Annotated in this window: 11 protein-coding genes and 1 pseudogene; 7 read left to right on the top strand and 5 right to left on the bottom strand. The window is 75.8% G+C overall.

The features are described 5' to 3' along the window. Nucleotides 1-79: 79 nt before the first annotated feature. On the top strand, nt 80-2,107 hold the full coding sequence (locus tag FKM96_RS01850; protein ID WP_371300472.1) for an alpha/beta fold hydrolase: 2,028 nt from the start codon (nt 80-82) through the stop codon (nt 2,105-2,107). Between the two features lie 83 nt (nt 2,108-2,190). On the opposite strand, the gene FKM96_RS01845 is transcribed toward FKM96_RS01850, so the two are convergent. From FKM96_RS01845 to FKM96_RS01830, 4 genes are all read right to left on the bottom strand, one after another. Further along, entirely contained in the window at nt 2,191-3,885 is a 1,695-nt protein-coding gene (locus FKM96_RS01845; RefSeq protein ID WP_147793799.1) for an AMP-binding protein, read from the bottom strand. A gap of 76 nt (nt 3,886-3,961) precedes the next feature. Continuing rightward, nucleotides 3,962-5,011 carry an aldo/keto reductase gene (locus tag FKM96_RS01840; protein WP_147793798.1) on the bottom strand — a complete coding sequence of 350 codons (1,050 nt, stop codon included), beginning with the start codon at nt 5,009-5,011 and terminating at the stop codon, nt 3,962-3,964. Nucleotides 5,012-5,065: 54 nt separating this feature from the next. Next, nucleotides 5,066-6,262, bottom strand: a complete 1,197-nt coding sequence (serA, locus tag FKM96_RS01835) for a phosphoglycerate dehydrogenase (protein WP_147793797.1) — start codon at nt 6,260-6,262, stop codon at nt 5,066-5,068. A 70-nt stretch (nt 6,263-6,332) separates the two neighbouring features. Then, nucleotides 6,333-8,576: an AAA family ATPase gene (locus FKM96_RS01830; RefSeq protein WP_147793796.1), complete on the bottom strand. Its 2,244-nt coding sequence runs from the start codon at nt 8,574-8,576 to the stop codon at nt 6,333-6,335. Nucleotides 8,577-8,862: 286 nt separating this feature from the next. Between FKM96_RS01830 and FKM96_RS01825 the strand changes: the two genes are divergently transcribed. The 4 genes and pseudogenes from FKM96_RS01825 to FKM96_RS01815 all read left to right on the top strand — a co-directional run bounded on the left by FKM96_RS01825 (nt 8,863) and on the right by FKM96_RS01815 (nt 11,789). Then, entirely contained in the window at nt 8,863-9,807 is a 945-nt protein-coding gene (locus FKM96_RS01825) for a proteasome assembly chaperone family protein (RefSeq protein WP_147793795.1), read from the top strand. Between the two features lie 142 nt (nt 9,808-9,949). Next, a pseudogene (locus FKM96_RS22040) lies at nt 9,950-10,417 on the top strand (MFS transporter); the annotation flags it as partial. Nucleotides 10,418-10,463: 46 nt separating this feature from the next. Beyond that, a complete protein-coding gene (locus FKM96_RS21210; RefSeq protein WP_246855144.1) occupies nt 10,464-11,282 on the top strand; it encodes a hypothetical protein in 819 nt (272 codons plus the stop codon). Between the two features lie 303 nt (nt 11,283-11,585). Beyond that, complete coding sequence (locus FKM96_RS01815) at nt 11,586-11,789, top strand: cold-shock protein (RefSeq protein WP_146833414.1); 204 nt, start codon at nt 11,586-11,588, stop codon at nt 11,787-11,789. 85 nt (nt 11,790-11,874) lie between these two features. On the opposite strand, the gene FKM96_RS01810 is transcribed toward FKM96_RS01815, so the two are convergent. Next, complete coding sequence (locus FKM96_RS01810) at nt 11,875-12,672, bottom strand: spermidine synthase (protein ID WP_246855143.1); 798 nt, start codon at nt 12,670-12,672, stop codon at nt 11,875-11,877. 246 nt (nt 12,673-12,918) lie between these two features. Here FKM96_RS01810 and FKM96_RS01805 point away from each other — a divergent pair, with 246 nt between their 5' ends. Together FKM96_RS01805 and dinB are read left to right on the top strand one after the other, a co-directional pair. Next, nucleotides 12,919-13,359, top strand: coding sequence for an SAV_6107 family HEPN domain-containing protein (locus tag FKM96_RS01805; protein ID WP_147793793.1), 441 nt, complete (start codon nt 12,919-12,921; stop codon nt 13,357-13,359). After that, nucleotides 13,356-14,663: a DNA polymerase IV gene (dinB, locus tag FKM96_RS01800; RefSeq protein WP_147793792.1), complete on the top strand. Its 1,308-nt coding sequence runs from the start codon at nt 13,356-13,358 to the stop codon at nt 14,661-14,663. Before FKM96_RS01805 ends, dinB begins: the two co-directional genes overlap by 4 nt. The last annotated feature ends 6 nt before the right edge of the window (nt 14,664-14,669 follow it).

Genomic DNA, 14,669 nt, shown 5'->3' with positions numbered 1-14,669 from the left:
CGGCCCCTGGTCCGCCGCGCGGGCCCCGCGTCGGCGGCTCCGGCCCCGCGGGGGCCCCGAGCGTATTAACGTCGGCTGCGTGATCCCTGCTGACCTCGCGCTCCTGCACGCCCCCGGAACCCCTGCGGTCGCCCCTGACGGGTCCTTCGCCGTCGTCGCCCGCACCGCCCCGGACCTCGAGTCCGACGAGTACACCGGCCAGCTCTGGCGGGTGGCGACCGACGGCGCCACCCCGCCGCAGCGCCTGACCCGCGGCCACCGCGACACCGACCCGCAGGTGTCCCCGGACGGCCGCTGGGTCGCGTTCCTGCGCGCCGAGGCGAAGGGCCGCCCGCAGCTGTTCCTGGTCGAGGCCGCCGGTGGCGAGCCGGTGCGGCTCACCGACGCCCCGCTGGGCGTGCAGTCCGCCCGCTTCTCGCCCGACGGTGCCGCGATCGCCTTCGTCGCGCGCGTGCCCGAGGAGGGCCGGTACGGCGACGGCGACTCCGGCGCGGAGCGTCCTCGGCACATCACCGAGCTGCCGTACCGCAACGACGGCGTCGGCTTCACGCGCGACAAGCGCCGCCAGCTGTTCGTGGTCGACGTGCCCGCCGACCCGGACGCGCGGGCCGCCCGGCCGGGTGCGGACGACGAGCCCGCCGCCCGCCAGATCACCTCCGGCGACACCGACGTCGAGCAGATCGCCTGGCTGCCCGGCGGCCGGTACGTCGTCGCCGTCGCCGCCCGGCACGCCGGCAAGGACCAGGACCTGCGCTCGGACGCGGTCGTCGTCGACACCGCGCCCGACGCGGACCACGCGCTCGTCCCGCTCACCGACGCGGACGCCGGCAGCACGCTCGCCGTCGCCGCCGTGCTGCCGTCGGCGGACGGCGCGGCGCTGTGGCTCTCCTCGCGCAGGACATGGGCCCGTCGGGCCGGGAGTTCGTCGCGACCCAGACCGGGCTCTTCCGCCTCCCGCTGGCCGCCGGCGACGCCGCGCCGACCCCCCGCGGGCGCCCCGGAGCGGCTGACCGACGCCGAGGCGGTCGACCTCGACCCCGGGACGTTCGCCGTGACCGCCGACGGCGTGCTCGCGGGGGTGCTGCACCGCGGCACGGTCGTCCTGCGCGAGCACCGCGCCGACGGCTCGACCCGTGACCTGCTCACCGGCCTCGTCGCCCACGGCGTCGCCGCGGCGACGGACGCACCGGTCGCCGTGGTCACCGCGGCCGGCCCGGTCACGTCCGGCGACCTGCACGCCGTCGACCTGGCGACGGGCGCGTCCCGGGCGCTCACCGACTGGTCGGCGCCGCTGCGCGCGACCGGTCGGGTCCGCGAGCCGCGCGAGGTCACCGCGACCGCGCCCGACGGCTACCCCGTGCACGGCTGGCTCGTCTCCCCGGACCCGGAGCGGTTCGCGGGCCCGCACCCGACGATCCTCATGATCCACGGCGGTCCCTACGCCCAGTACACGGTCGGGCTGTTCGACGAGGTGCAGACGTTGGCCGAGGCCGGCTACGCGGTCGTCTACGGCAACCCGCGCGGCGCGGCCGGCTACGGGTCGGCGCACGGCAAGGCGATCCAGCACGGCTTCGGCACGGTGGACACGGACGACGTCCTCGCCCTGCTCGACGCGGCCCTCGAGGACCCGGCGCTGGACGGCGAGCGGGTCGGCGTCATGGGCGGCTCCTACGGCGGCTACCTCACGGCGTGGCTGACCACGCGCACCGACCGGTTCGTCGGCGCGATCGTCGAGCGCGGCTTCCTCGACCCGGTGTCCTTCGTCGGGTCGAGCGACATCGGTTGGTTCTTCGGCCTGGAGTACCTCGGCGACGGCGACGACGAGGAGTCCCGCGCGAAGGTGGCGGCGCAGTCGCCGATGGCGCACGTGTCCCGCGTGACCACGCCGACGCTCGTCATCCACTCCGAGCAGGACTGGCGGTGCCCGGTCGAGCAGGGTCAGCGCTGGTTCGTCGAGCTGAAGCGCCGCGGGGTGCCGGCCGAGCTGCTGCTGTTCCCGGGCGAGGGCCACGAGCTGACCCGGTCCGGCCGCCCGCAGCACCGGCTGGTCCGGTTCGAGCACGTGCTCGACTGGTGGGAGCGGACGCTCCCGGTCGCCCGCGGCTGACCCGCCCGGCACGACGAGGGGCCCCGCACCGGTTCTCCGGTGCGGGGCCCCTCGTCGTGCCGTCGCCGGGCGCGCGGCGGGCGTCAGACCGCCGAGGCCGCCAGCAGGTCGTCCCGGACCACCCGCCGGAGCACCTTGCCGATCTGGGAGCGCGGCAGCTCGGGCAGGATGACGAGGTCGCGCGGCACCGCGTACCGGGCCAGCCGCTCGCCGCACCACTCCCGCACCGCGGCGATGTCGACGTGCGCCCCGAGCTCGGTGACGATCGCGGCCACGACCTTCTCCCCGAGGTCGCCGCCGGGGAGGCCGACGACGGCCACGTCCCGGACGCCCGGCATGCCCCGGAGCTTGTCCTCGACCTGCGACGGGTACACCTTGAAGCCGCCGGTGACGATCATCTCCTTGATCCGGTCGACCAGGACGACGAAGCCGTCGTCGTCGAGCCGGACCACGTCGCCGGTGCGCAGCCAGCCGCCGGGCAGCAGCTGGTCGGCGGTCTCCTCGGGCCGGTTCCAGTAGCCGGAGAACACCTGCGGGCCGCGGATCAGCAGCTCGCCCTGCTCGCCGGGGGTGACGTCGCGGGTGGGGTCCTCCTGGTCCACCACGCGGACGTCGGTGCTCGGGAACGGCAGGCCCAGCGCTCCGGGCCGGCGGGCGGGGGACAGCGGGCTGCCGAGCGCGACCGGGGAGGTCTCGGTCATGCCGTAGCCCTCGATGACGAGGCCGCCGGTCAGCCGCTCCCACCGGGCGGCCGTCTCGGCCGACAGCGACATCGCGCCGGAGATCGCGTACCGGAAGGACGACAGGTCGGCCTTCTTCTCCTCGGCGGCCGCGGCGAGCCGGTCGAGCATCGGCGGCACCGCCGGCAGGAAGGTGCCGGGGCGGCGCCGCTGCGCGGCGAGCACGGTCGCCGGGTCGAACTTCGGGAAGGCCACGAGCGTCGCGCCGACGCGGGTCGCGTAGGTGAGGCAGAGCGTCAGGCCGAACGCGTGGAAGAACGGCAGCACGCCGTAGATCGTCTCGGTGCCCGGCTCGGCCTGGGTCCACGCGTGCCCCTGCACCGCGTTCGCCACCAGGTTCCGGTGCGTGAGCACGGCGGCCTTGGGGGTGCCGGTGGTGCCGCCGGTGTACTGCAGGAGCGCGACGTCGTCGGCGGTGGGCCCGGGCGTCCCGACAGGGAGCGCGGTGGCCTCGGCGACCAGGCGGTGCCACACCGGGGTGCCGGCAGGCAGGGCGGCGCGCAGGGCGGTCCGGGTCCGGCGGGCGGCCGGCAGGGGGAGCCGCAGCGCGAGGCGCTTGGCGGCAGGCAGGTCCGCCGACACGTCGACGGCGACGACGGTCCGGACCGACGTGCGGTCCTGCCCCGCGAGCACGGGTGCGACGGCCTTCTCCCAGACGAGCGCGACGGTGGCGCCGGAGTCGGCGAGCTGGTGCGCGAGCTCGTCCGCGGTGTACGTCGGGTTGGTCTCGACCACGACCGCGCCGAGCCGCAGCGTGGCGTAGAAGGCGACGACGTGCGAGGCGCAGTTGGGCAGCACGATCGCGACCCGGTCGCCGGCGCGGACGCCGAGGCCGCGGAGCACGGCGGCGCCCCGCGCCACGGCACCCGCGAGCTCGGCGTACGTCGTGGTCTCGCCCATGAAGTCCACGGCGACGCGGTCGGGCCAGGCCGCGGCGGCGTGGTCCAGGGCGGCGGTCAGCGGCTCGTCGGGCACGTCGACGACGGGCGGGACGCCCGGCGCGTAGGAGGTGTGCCACGGTCGCGTGAAGTCGGTCACGAGGTCACCGTAACCTACGGATGCGTAAGTTACGTGTGCGTAGCCCGAGGCAACGGCGCAGAGTTCCCTGTGAGTGTCAGAGGTCGGAGGACCGCGAGCCCCACAGGTTGATGCCGGCGTCCACCGCGTGCCGGTCGATCTCCGTCAGCTCGTCGTCGGTCAGGGCCGGGCCGGCGACCGCCGCGAGGTTCTCCCGGAGCTGCTCGGGGGTGCGGGCGCCGAGCGCCACCGACGTCACCCGCGCGTCGCGCAGCACCCAGGCGATGGCGAGCTGCGCGAGCGACTGACCCCGGGCCTCCGCCACCGCGTGCAGCGCGCGGACCCGGTCCAGGTTCTCGTCGCTGAGGTACTCGGATCGCAGCGGCCCGCCCCGCGCGGCCCGGGAGTCCTCCGGCACGCCGCCCAGGTACTTGCGGGTGAGCATGCCCTGGGCGAGCGGGGAGAACGCGACGACCCCGAGCCCGGCCTCCCCGGCGACGTCGAGCAGGCTGCGGTCGCCGGCCTCGCCGTCGGGCTGCTCGACCCAGCGGTTCAGCATCGAGTACGACGGCTGGTGCAGGGTCAGCCGCAGGCCCAGGTCGTCGGCGACGGCCAGCGCCTCGGCGGTGCGGCGCGCGGAGTACGACGAGATCCCCGCGTAGAGGGCGCGACCGGAGTCGACGGCGGTCTTGAGCGCGCCGAGGGTCTCCTCCAGCGGGGTGCTCGGGTCGTACCGGTGGCTGTAGAACACGTCGACCCGGTCGGTGCCGAGCCGGCGCAGCGACTGGTCCAGGGACGCGAGCAGGTACTTCCGGGAGCCGAACTCGCCGTACGGGCCGGGCCACTGCCGGTAGCCGGCCTTGGTCGCGATGAGCAGCTCGTCGCGGTGCGGCGCCAGGTCGGTCGCCAGCAGCCGCCCGACGCTCTCCTCGGCGGCACCGGGCGGGGGCCCGTAGTTGTTCGCGAGGTCGAGGTGCACGACGCCGGCGTCGAACGCGGCCAGCACGAGCGCGCGCTGGTCGGCGTACGGCGTCGCGTCGCCGAAGTTCTGCCAGAGCCCCAGGGTCGCCGCGGGCAGGTCCAGGCCGGAGCGGCCGGCGCGGCGCAGGGGGAGTCGGTCGTGGCGGGCGTCGTCGGCGAGGTGCACGTGCCCGACGCTAGCGCGTGGGCCGGGCACCCCGCCGGGCGGCGGGTCGGGCGGTCAGTCGACGACGCGCAGCCGGATCGTCTCCGGGCGGGCGCGCAGCGCCGCGACCACCGCGGGCTCCACCGCGACGGCGTCGGTCACCACGTAGCCGACCTCGCCGCGGGTGGCGAGGAGCTGGCCCTCGATGTTCGCGCCGTGCTCCGCCAGCGTGTTGTTGACCGCGGCGAGCACGCCGGGGACGTTGCGGTGCAGGTAGGTGAGCCGGTGCACGCCCGGGCGGGCCTCCAGCGTGAGGTTCGGCAGGTTGACGCTGAGCATCGTCGTGCCGGTGTGCATGAAGTCGCGGAGCTTGTTCGACACGAACTGGCCGATCGCCTCCTGCGCCTCCTCGGTCGACCCGCCGGTGTGCGGGGTGAGGATGACGTTCGGCAGGCCGCGCAGCTCCGACTCGAACGGGTCGCCCTTGCGCTTCGGCTCGACGGGGAACACGTCGACGGCCGCGCCGGCCACGTGCCCGGCGAGCACCGCGTCGCGCAGCGCGGCGTAGTCGACGACGAAGCCCCTCGACAGGTTGAGGAAGATCGCGCCCTCGCGCATCCGCGCGAACTGCTTGGCGCCGAACAGGCCGGCGTTGCCGCTGCGGCCGTCGACGTGCAGCGTGACGATGTCCGCGACGTCCAGCAGCTCGTCGAGCGTCTCGGCGCGGCGCGCGTTGCCCAGCGCGAGCTTCTCGGCGGTGTCGTAGAAGACGACCGACATCCCGAGGTTCTCCGCGAGCACCGACAGCTGGGTGCCGATGTTGCCGTAGCCGACGATGCCGAGCGTGCGGCCGCGGACCTCGTGCGAGCCGTCGGCCGACTTGTTCCAGACGCCTTCGTGCATCGACTTGTCGAGCACCGTGAGCCGGCGGGTCAGCGCGATGATGTCGGCCAGCGCGATCTCGACCACCGAGCGGGTGTTCGAGAACGGGGCGTTGAACACCGCGACGCCGCGGGAGGCCGCCGCGTGCAGGTCGATCTGGTTGGTGCCGATGCAGTAGGCGCCGACCGCGACCAGGTCGGGCGCGGCGTCGAGCACGGCCTCGGTGACGTTGGTCTTGGACCGGATGCCCAGCAGGTGCACGCCCTGCAGCGCCTCGATCAGCTCGGACTCGTCGAGCGCGCCGGAGCGCGTGACGACCTCGTAGCCGGCCGCTTCCATGATGGTGCGGGCCTGAGGGTGCAGGTTCTCGAGGAGCAGGGCGCGTAGCACGGGCCTATGGTGCGCCTCCCGCGTCGCGGTTCCAAGCCGGTCCCGGTCCTCGGACACCCGTGCCCCGCGGTCAGCCCGCGTCCGGCTGCTCCCAGCCCGCGGGCAGCGGCCGGCTGTGCACGACCCGCAGCGCCTGCGTCGGCCGGGTCATCGCGACGTACAGGTCGCCCGCCCCGCCCTTGAGCACGTCCGCCGGCTCGACCAGGACGACCGCGTCGAACTCCAGGCCCTTGCTCTGCGTCGGGGTCATCAGCGTCAGCGGGGCGTCCAGGTCGGGCGACCCGGCGCGCGTGGACCCCGCCTCCGGCAGCACCCGCGCCAGCGCGGGCAGCGCCTCGGGCGCCGCGATGACCGCCACCCGCCCGGCGCCGCTGGCGTCGCGGACCGCGTCGAGCGCGGCCGCGGCGTGCCGGGCGACCGCGTCGGGGACCGCGGCCGCGTCGACCAGGTCGGTGCGCAGCGCGTCGTCGACGTCGCGGGCCGAGGTCGTCGGCGTGAGCGGCAGCCCGGCCGCGCGGCCGACGCGCTCGGCGGCGCGGGCCACCGAGGCAGGCGTCCGGTAGTTGACGGTGAGCTCGGCGAGCCGCCAGCCGCCCGCGAGGATGCGGTCGAACGTCGCCGCCCAGTCCCGGGTGCCCGCGGCGGTCGACGTCTGCGCGACGTCGCCGACGACGGTGAGCGACCGGGTCGGCACCCGGCGGAGCACCATCCGCCACGCCATGGGGGAGAGCTCCTGCGCCTCGTCGACCACGACGTGCCCGTACGTCCAGGTGCGGTCGGCGGCGGCGCGCTCCGCGGTGGTGAGCGCCGGGCCGGTCGCGGCGAACCGGTCCGCGAGCAGCTCGGCCGACACGAGCCCGGTGCCGGACTGCTCCAGCACCTGGCGGGCGTAGTCGAGCTCCTGGGCGCGCTGCGCGGCGTCGTGCTTCGCCTGCGCGCGAGCGGCCTGGTCGTCCTCGCCCAGCAGCTCCGCCGCCTCGTCGAGCAGCGGGACGTCCGCCTCGGTCCACGGGGCGTCGGCGTCCCGGAGCAGGGCGGCGCGCTCGTGCGCGGACAGCTCCGGCGCCGCGGCGTCCAGGCGGGCGGGCTTCGACAGCAGTCCCGAGATCAGGCCCTGCGGGGTGAGCGGCATCCACGCGAGGTTGAGCGCGATCCGGATCTCCCGGGTCGTGCGCAGCTCCTCGAGGATCTCGCCGCGCTCGTCCGGCGCGACCGACCAGCCGAGCTGGCTGACGTACTGCTCCGCGAGCCGGCCCAGCATGTCGCGCACGAACGTCACCCGCGCCTGGTTGTGCGGCCGGTGCCCGCGGCGGGCGTGGTTGATCGCACCCCGCACGTCGGACGGCTTCACGACGATCCGGTGGCCGTCGATCGTCACCACCGTGGGCTGCTGCGGGGCGCGCTGCCGCTGCCGCACGGCGCGCTCGACGATCTTCCGCCACACCGGGCGGCCCTTGATCTCGGCGACGACGTCGTCCTCGGTGCCCGTCGCGACGATCCCGGGGAACAGCTCGCCGACCGTGGTCGACACGACGCCGGTCTCACCGAGGGAGGGGAGCACCTGGTCGATGTACCGCAGAAAGGTCCGGCTGGGCCCGAGCAGCAGCACGCCCGAGCGCTCCAGCACGCGGCGGTGCGCGTAGAGCAGGTAGGCGGCGCGGTGCAGGGCCACGGCCGTCTTGCCGGTGCCCGGGCCGCCCTGGACGACGAGCGCGCCCGCGAGGTCGGCGCGGATGATCGCGTCCTGCTCCGCCTGGATCGTCGCGACGATGTCGCCCATCCGGCCGGTGCGCCGCGCGGCCAGCGCCGCCAGCAGCGCGCCCTCGCCGGACAGCGCGCCCAGCCGGGCCGCGGCCTCCTCGTCGGCGAGCACGTCGAGGTCGATGACCTCGTCCTCCAGGCCGGTGACGCGGCGGCCGCGGGTCACCAGGTGCCGGCGCTGCACGACGCCGTCGGGGTTCGCCGAGGTCGCCCGGTAGAACGACTGCGCCGCGGGCGCGCGCCAGTCCGTGAGGATCGACGCGTGCTCGTCGTCGTTCAGGCCGATGCGGCCGATGTACCGGCGGCCGCCGTCGGACAGGTCCAGCCGGCCGAACGCCAGCCGGTCCTCGACGGCCTCCAGGCGCGCGAGGCGGTCCTCGTAGAGCGTCGCGAACGCGTCCCGCTCGGAGCGGTTCTGCGGCGAGCCCGACGGGCCGACGCGGCGGACCTCCGCCAGCCGCTCGCGGGTGGCCGCCCGCAGCTCGTCCAGCCGCGCGTACAGGCCGTCGACGACCTCCTGCTCGGCCGCCAGCTGCGCCTCGATCCCGGTCACGCGTGCTCCCGTCGGTCGTCCCCGTGGCGCCCGGACCCCCGGGTGGCGCCACCGTCCTGCGCCGCGCCCGGCCGGCGTCGACACGGGGTCGGGCGGCCGGAGCGGCCGTCCATTCTCCACCATTCCGGGTGGGTCGTGTGACGGCCGACCGGGTGGCGGTCGCGGGGGGCCCTGCCAGCGCGAAGATCGTCCGGCCGGTCGGGAAGAGGCGGGGCGCCCGCGGTGTTGTGACCCTCAGGACGCCGCCCCCCGGGCGGCGCACGGACTGACCCCCAGGGAGGACCCCATGCTGGACCCGAGCGAGATCTACGCCGTCGACCCGGCGGTCGCCGCCGAGGTCGAGGCGCGGACCGCGGGCGGCAGCGGGCCGGTGCTCGTGCACGCCGTGCGCGGCTTCGTGGACGCCGGCGGCGCCGGGCGGCTGTCGGCCGAGCACCTGACCGAGCAGCTCCCGACGGAGCGCCTGGCGACCTTCGACGTCGACCAGCTCCTCGACTACCGCTCGCGCCGCCCCACCGCGACGTTCGAGGGCGACCACTGGGGCGAGTACGACGAGCCCGAGCTCGCCGTCGACCTGGTGAAGGACGCCTCCGGGGTGCCGTTCTTGCTGCTGCACGGCGTCGAGCCGGACGTGCAGTGGGAGCGGTTCGCCGCCGCGGTGCGCCAGATCGTCGAGCGGTTCGACGTGCCGCTGACCGTGGGCCTGCACGGCATCCCCATGGGCATCCCGCACACCCGGCCCCTGTCGGTGACGGCGCACGCCAACCGGCCCGAGCTGGTCGCGGACTACACGTCGTGGTTCGGCACGGTGCAGGTCCCCGCCTCCGCGGGCACGCTGCTGGAGATCCGGCTCGGCCAGTCCGGGCACGACGCCATGGGCTTCGCGGTGCACGTCCCGCACTACCTCGCGCAGTCGCCGTTCCCGCAGGCGTCGATCACGGGCCTGGAGCACGTGCAGCGCGCCGCCGGCCTCGAGCTCGATCTCGGGGCGCTGACCGAGGCCGCGTCCGAGACGATGCTGGAGGTCGAGCGCCAGGTCGAGGACCAGCCCGAGGTGCAGACCGTGGTGCACGCGCTCGAGCAGCAGTACGACGCGTTCGCCCGCAACATCGGGCGGCCGAGCCTGCTCGCGGAGACCGCGGAGCTGCCGACCGCCGACGAGCTGGGCGCGGAGTTCGAGCGGTTCCTCGCGCAGCAGGGCGACGAGAAGGGGCCGAACCCGGGGTACTGATCCCCGGGGGCCGGTCCCCGGGTGCGACCGGCGACTCGTCGGGGTCGCACGCACCGGACCGGCAGAATGGCTCCACGTGACCTCCGACCGCCGCGCCCTGCTCGTCTGGTCCGTCGCGGTCGGCGCGTACGTCGTCGCGATCATGAACCGGTCGTCGCTGGGCGTCGCCACGCTCGAGGTGACCGACCTGTTCGGCGTCTCGTCCGCCCTGCTGGCGACGATGGCCGTCGCGCAGCTGGTCGTCTACGCGCTGCTGCAGGTGCCGGTCGGCGTCCTGCTCGACCGGTACGGGCCGCGGGTGCTGGTCGCGTCGGGCGCGGCCGGGATGGCGCTCGGGCAGACGGTGCTGGCGCTCGCGCCCTCGGCGGGCTGGGTGCTGGCCGGGCGGCGGGTGCTCGTCGGCGCGGGTGACGCGCTGACGTTCGTCTCGGTGGTGCGGCTCGTGCCCGCGTGGTTCGCCGCCCGGCGCGTGCCCGTGATGACGCAGCTCACCGGGAGCCTCGGGCAGCTGGGGCAGGTGCTGTCGGCGGTGCCCGTCGTCGCGCTGCTGCACGCCGAGGGCTGGCGGACGACCTTCCTGTCCGTCGCGGCCGTGGGCGTGGTGGCGACGATCGCGGTGGTGGCGGTCGTGCGGGACGCGCCCGGCGGAGGCCGACGTGCCCGCCGCGGCGCTCGCGGGCCCGGACGCTCCCGCGGGGGAGACGGCGGAGCCGGACGTCGCGGCGGGCCTCGCCGCGGGCGCCGCGCTGGCGCCCTCGCCGTGGTGGCGGGTCGGCCTGCTGCGCCGGCGGTGGCGGCCCGCGCGGGCCCGGGCGCCGCGGGAGCCCGGTGCGCTGCGCGCGGTGCTGCGCGACCCCGGAGCACGGCTGGCGTTCTGGATGCACTTCTCGGGCCAGTTCAGCAACCACGTGGTCGTGCTGCTGTGGGGGTTCGCGTTCTTCGTCGAGGGGCAGGGGCGCGCCCCGGGCGAGGCGAGCGCGCTGCTGACGCTCAACGTGGTCGCCGCGGTGGTCGCCGGACCGGTGATCGGCGTCGTCGTGGGCCGGCACCCGCGCGCGCGGATGCCCCTGGCGCTCGGCACGTCGGCGGCGATCGGCCTGGCGTGGCTGTCGGTCACCCTGCCGACCGCGCCCGTCCCCTACGCGGTGCTGTGCGTGTTCGTGGTCGTCGTGGCGGTCGGCGGTCCGACATCCCTGGTCGCGTTCGACGTGGCGCGGTCCTGCACCCCGCCGCGGCGGCTGGGCACCGCCACCGGGTTCGTCAACACCGGCGGGTTCGTCGGGGCGCTCGCGACGATGCTGGTCGTGGGCATCGTGCTGGACGCGGCGTCGGGGGGCGCCGACGCCGGCGCGCGGGACCTCGACGCGTTCCGGTCGGCGTTCGCGTGGGTGGCGGTGCCGTGGGTGCTGGGCGTCGCCGCGATGCTCCTCGGCCGGCGGGGTGCGCGCCGCGCGCACCCCGGGCTCGCGGTCTGAACCCCTCCCGACCGGTCGGTCGGGGTGGTCGTCCTGTGATCGGCTCGTGACCGGATCGTTGTGATCCACGCCCCATCGGGCCTTGAAGAACCGTGGCGTCGCGATGACCTGCGTGAGAGGATCGCCGTGTTGCAGTGACGTACTGACGCTTGACCGGCGCCGGTCGGGCCCCCTGTCGGGGACGCCCGCGCGGCACCTTCCAGCCATCCGGCTGGTCCACCCGGTGCAGGACGCGGGATAGGCATTGCGGCACGGTCCGGGGAGTTCCCGGCACCGTCACCGGATGGACAGAAGGACAAGAACATGGCACAGGGTGCTGTCAAGTGGTTCAACGCCGAGAAGGGCTACGGCTTCATCGCCCAGGACGGCGGCGGCGCCGACGTCTTCGTGCACTACTCGGCCATCGACTCCCAGGGCTACCGCTCGCTCGAGGAGGGCCAGCGCGTCGAGTTCGAGATCACCCAGGGCCCGAAGGGCCCGCAGGCGGAGAAGGTCCGCCCGCTCTGATCTGACTCCGGCCGCCCCCCGCGGGCAGTCCGCACGACCGAGGCCGCATCCCCTCCGGGGGGTGCGGCCTCGGTCGCGTCCGGGGTCAGGCGCCCGGGTCGGGCTCCGCGAGGTCCGGCTCCAGCTCGGGCGCGGCGTCGCGCAGCGGAGCGGCGCGCCCGACGAAGGCCGCGAGCTCCTCGTCGACCAGCAGCCGCGCGGGCACCGGCAGCGACCGCAGGTCCCGCGCCAGCGCGGCGTCCGCGAGCAGCGCGGGGTCGTCCGTGCCGACGAGCACGAGGTTCCCGTACCGCCGGCCCCGCAGCACCGCGGGCTCGGCGACGACCCCGACGTGCCGGAACACCGCGCGGAGCGTCGCCGCTTCCGCGCGGGCCAGCGCGAGCGGCGGGCGGTCGGCGCAGTTCGCCAGGTAGACGCCGCCGGGGCGCAGCACCCGCGCGACGTCCCGCGCGAACTCCTCGGTCGTCACGTGCGCCGGCGTGCGGTCACCGGCGAACACGTCCCGCACCACCGCGTCCGCGCTAGCGCCGGCGAGCGTGCCGAGCTCCGCGCGCGCCTCGCCGGCCCGCAGGCGCAGGGCGGGGGACCGGGGCAGGTCGAACCAGTCGCGGACCAGGGCCACGAGGACCGGGTCGAGGTCGACCGCGACCTGCCGGGCGCCGGGGAACCGCGCGTGCGCCCACCGCGCCATCGCGCAGCCGGCGGCGCCGAGGTGCACGGCGCGGAACGGGCCGCCCGCCGTCGGGAGGTGGTCCAGGACCGCCGCCATCTGCTGCATGTACTCGAAGTCGAGGCGCTCCGGGTCGGCCAGGTCGAGGTGCGAGCTCGGCACGCCGTTCACCAGGAGGGTCACGGCGTCCGGGTCGTCGGGGGAGCGCTGCACCTCGGCGGTGCCGGTGGCGATGGGGACCGGGCCGTCGGGCCACGGCTGCCCGGGTGCGGCGGAGCCGCCGCGCCCGCCGCGTGTCGGTGGTCGGTGGGACTCTGGGTCCGGCCGAGAGGCTCTGGTGGCCCTGTCCGACCTGCTGGATCGGCCGGACCGGCCACGGGACGCCATCCGCCCACCGTACGGGTTGACGCGTTCGAACAGGTGTTCGATACTGGGGTTGTCGAGAGAGGGAGGTGCGCGATGCCGGTCAAGACCCTTCGTGCCCTGCGGAGTGCCGCGCCCGGGCTGTCGGGCCGCACGGCAGAGCTGCTGCAGCGCGCGGACGCGGAGCTCGTCGCCGCGCAGTTCTCCTCGGAGCCCTGGGAGCAGTTCACGCACGCGCACCTCGCCGCCCTCCGGGCCGGCGCCGCGGTGCTCGCCGAGCGGCAGCCGCTGTCGGCGCGCCGCGGGCCGCGCACGGTGTGGGAGCTGCTCGACCGGGTCGCCCCGGAGATGGGGCGCTGGTCCGCCTACTTCGCCGCGGGCGCGGGCCTGCGTGCAGCCGTCGACGCCGGACGGTTCGACGCGGTGTCCGCGGATCGCGCCGAGCAGGTGCTCTGCCACGCGGAGGACTTCCTGGACCTGGTCCGGGCCGAGCTGGAGAGCGCTGCGGTCGAGGTCGAGGCGGCGCGCGCCGGATGAGCCGGGGCCCGCGGTCGCAGGACGCGAAGCGCGACTGGGGCACCGAGGAGGACGGGTGCTCGATCCTGCACGTCGACATGGACGCGTTCTTCGCCTCCGTGGAGCTCGCGCGGCGGCCGCACCTGCGGGGCAAGCCGGTGATCGTCGGCGGCTCCGAGCGGTCGGTCGTGCTCGCCGCGACGTACGAGGCGCGCGCGTTCGGGGTGCACTCGGCGATGCCGATGGCGGTGGCCCTGCGCCGGTGCCCGCAGGCGATCGTCGTCCCGCCGGACCACGCCGCCTACACCGAGGTGTCGCGCAGCGTCATGCAGGTGCTGCACGACGTGACCTCGATCGTCGAGCAGGTCAGCGTCGACGAGGCGTTCCTGGACGTGAGCGGGGCGCGCCGCCGGCTCGGCAGCCCGACCCGGATCGCCGCGCTCATCCGCGAGCGGGTGCAGGCGCGGCACGGCATCACGTGCTCCGTCGGCATCGGGGCCACCAAGTTCGTGGCCAAGCTCGCGTCCGGGCACGCCAAGCCGGACGGCGTGCTGCTCGTGCCCAAGGCCGCGACCGTCGACTTCCTGCGGGTGCTGCCGGTCGGCGCGCTGTGGGGCGTGGGCGAGCGGACGGCCGCGGCGCTCGAGCGCTGGGGCATCCGCACCGTGGCCGAGCTCGCCGACAGCGACGTGGCCGTGGTGCAGCGCGCGGTCGGCAAGGTCGCCGGCGCGCACCTGCACGACCTCTCCTGGGGGCGGGACCCCCGCCCCGTGACCCCGGGCCGCGAGGAGAAGAGCATCGGCGCGGAGGAGACGTTCGCCGTCGACGTCCGGGACATGCGGGTCGTGGAGAGCAAGGCGCTCGAGCTCGCCGACCGGTGCGCGGGGCGGCTGCGGGCGCAGCGGCTCGTCGCCCGGACCGTCGCCGTGAAGATCCGCACCTCGGACTTCCGGACGCTCAGCCGGTCCCGGACGCTGGCCCAGCCGACCGACGTGGGGCGCGAGCTCTACCTCGTGGCGCGCGACCTCCTCGCCGCCGCGGACCTCGGCGGGCTCCCGGTGCGGCTGGTCGGCGTCCGCGCGGAGGGCCTGATGCCGGCCGCGGACGTCATCCGGCAGCCCACGCTCGACGAGGTGACCGGGTCCGACCCGGACGCCCGGCGCGAGGCCGAGCGGGTGATGGACCTCGTGCGTGCCCGGTTCGGACGGGCCGCGATCGGCGCCGGGACGCCCACCGTGGGGCGGTCCGCGCGCGAGGTGTCGGCAGGGTCACCCGCCGCGGGGGAGCGCTCGACTTCCGACTTCGCCACCGGCCATCTATCCTGAGGTGAA

Origin of the sequence: Cellulomonas sp. Y8, from assembly GCF_008033115.1 — a bacterium.
Classification (GTDB): Bacteria; Actinomycetota; Actinomycetes; order Actinomycetales; family Cellulomonadaceae; genus Cellulomonas.
This window is presented reverse-complemented; position numbering and strand designations above follow the sequence as displayed.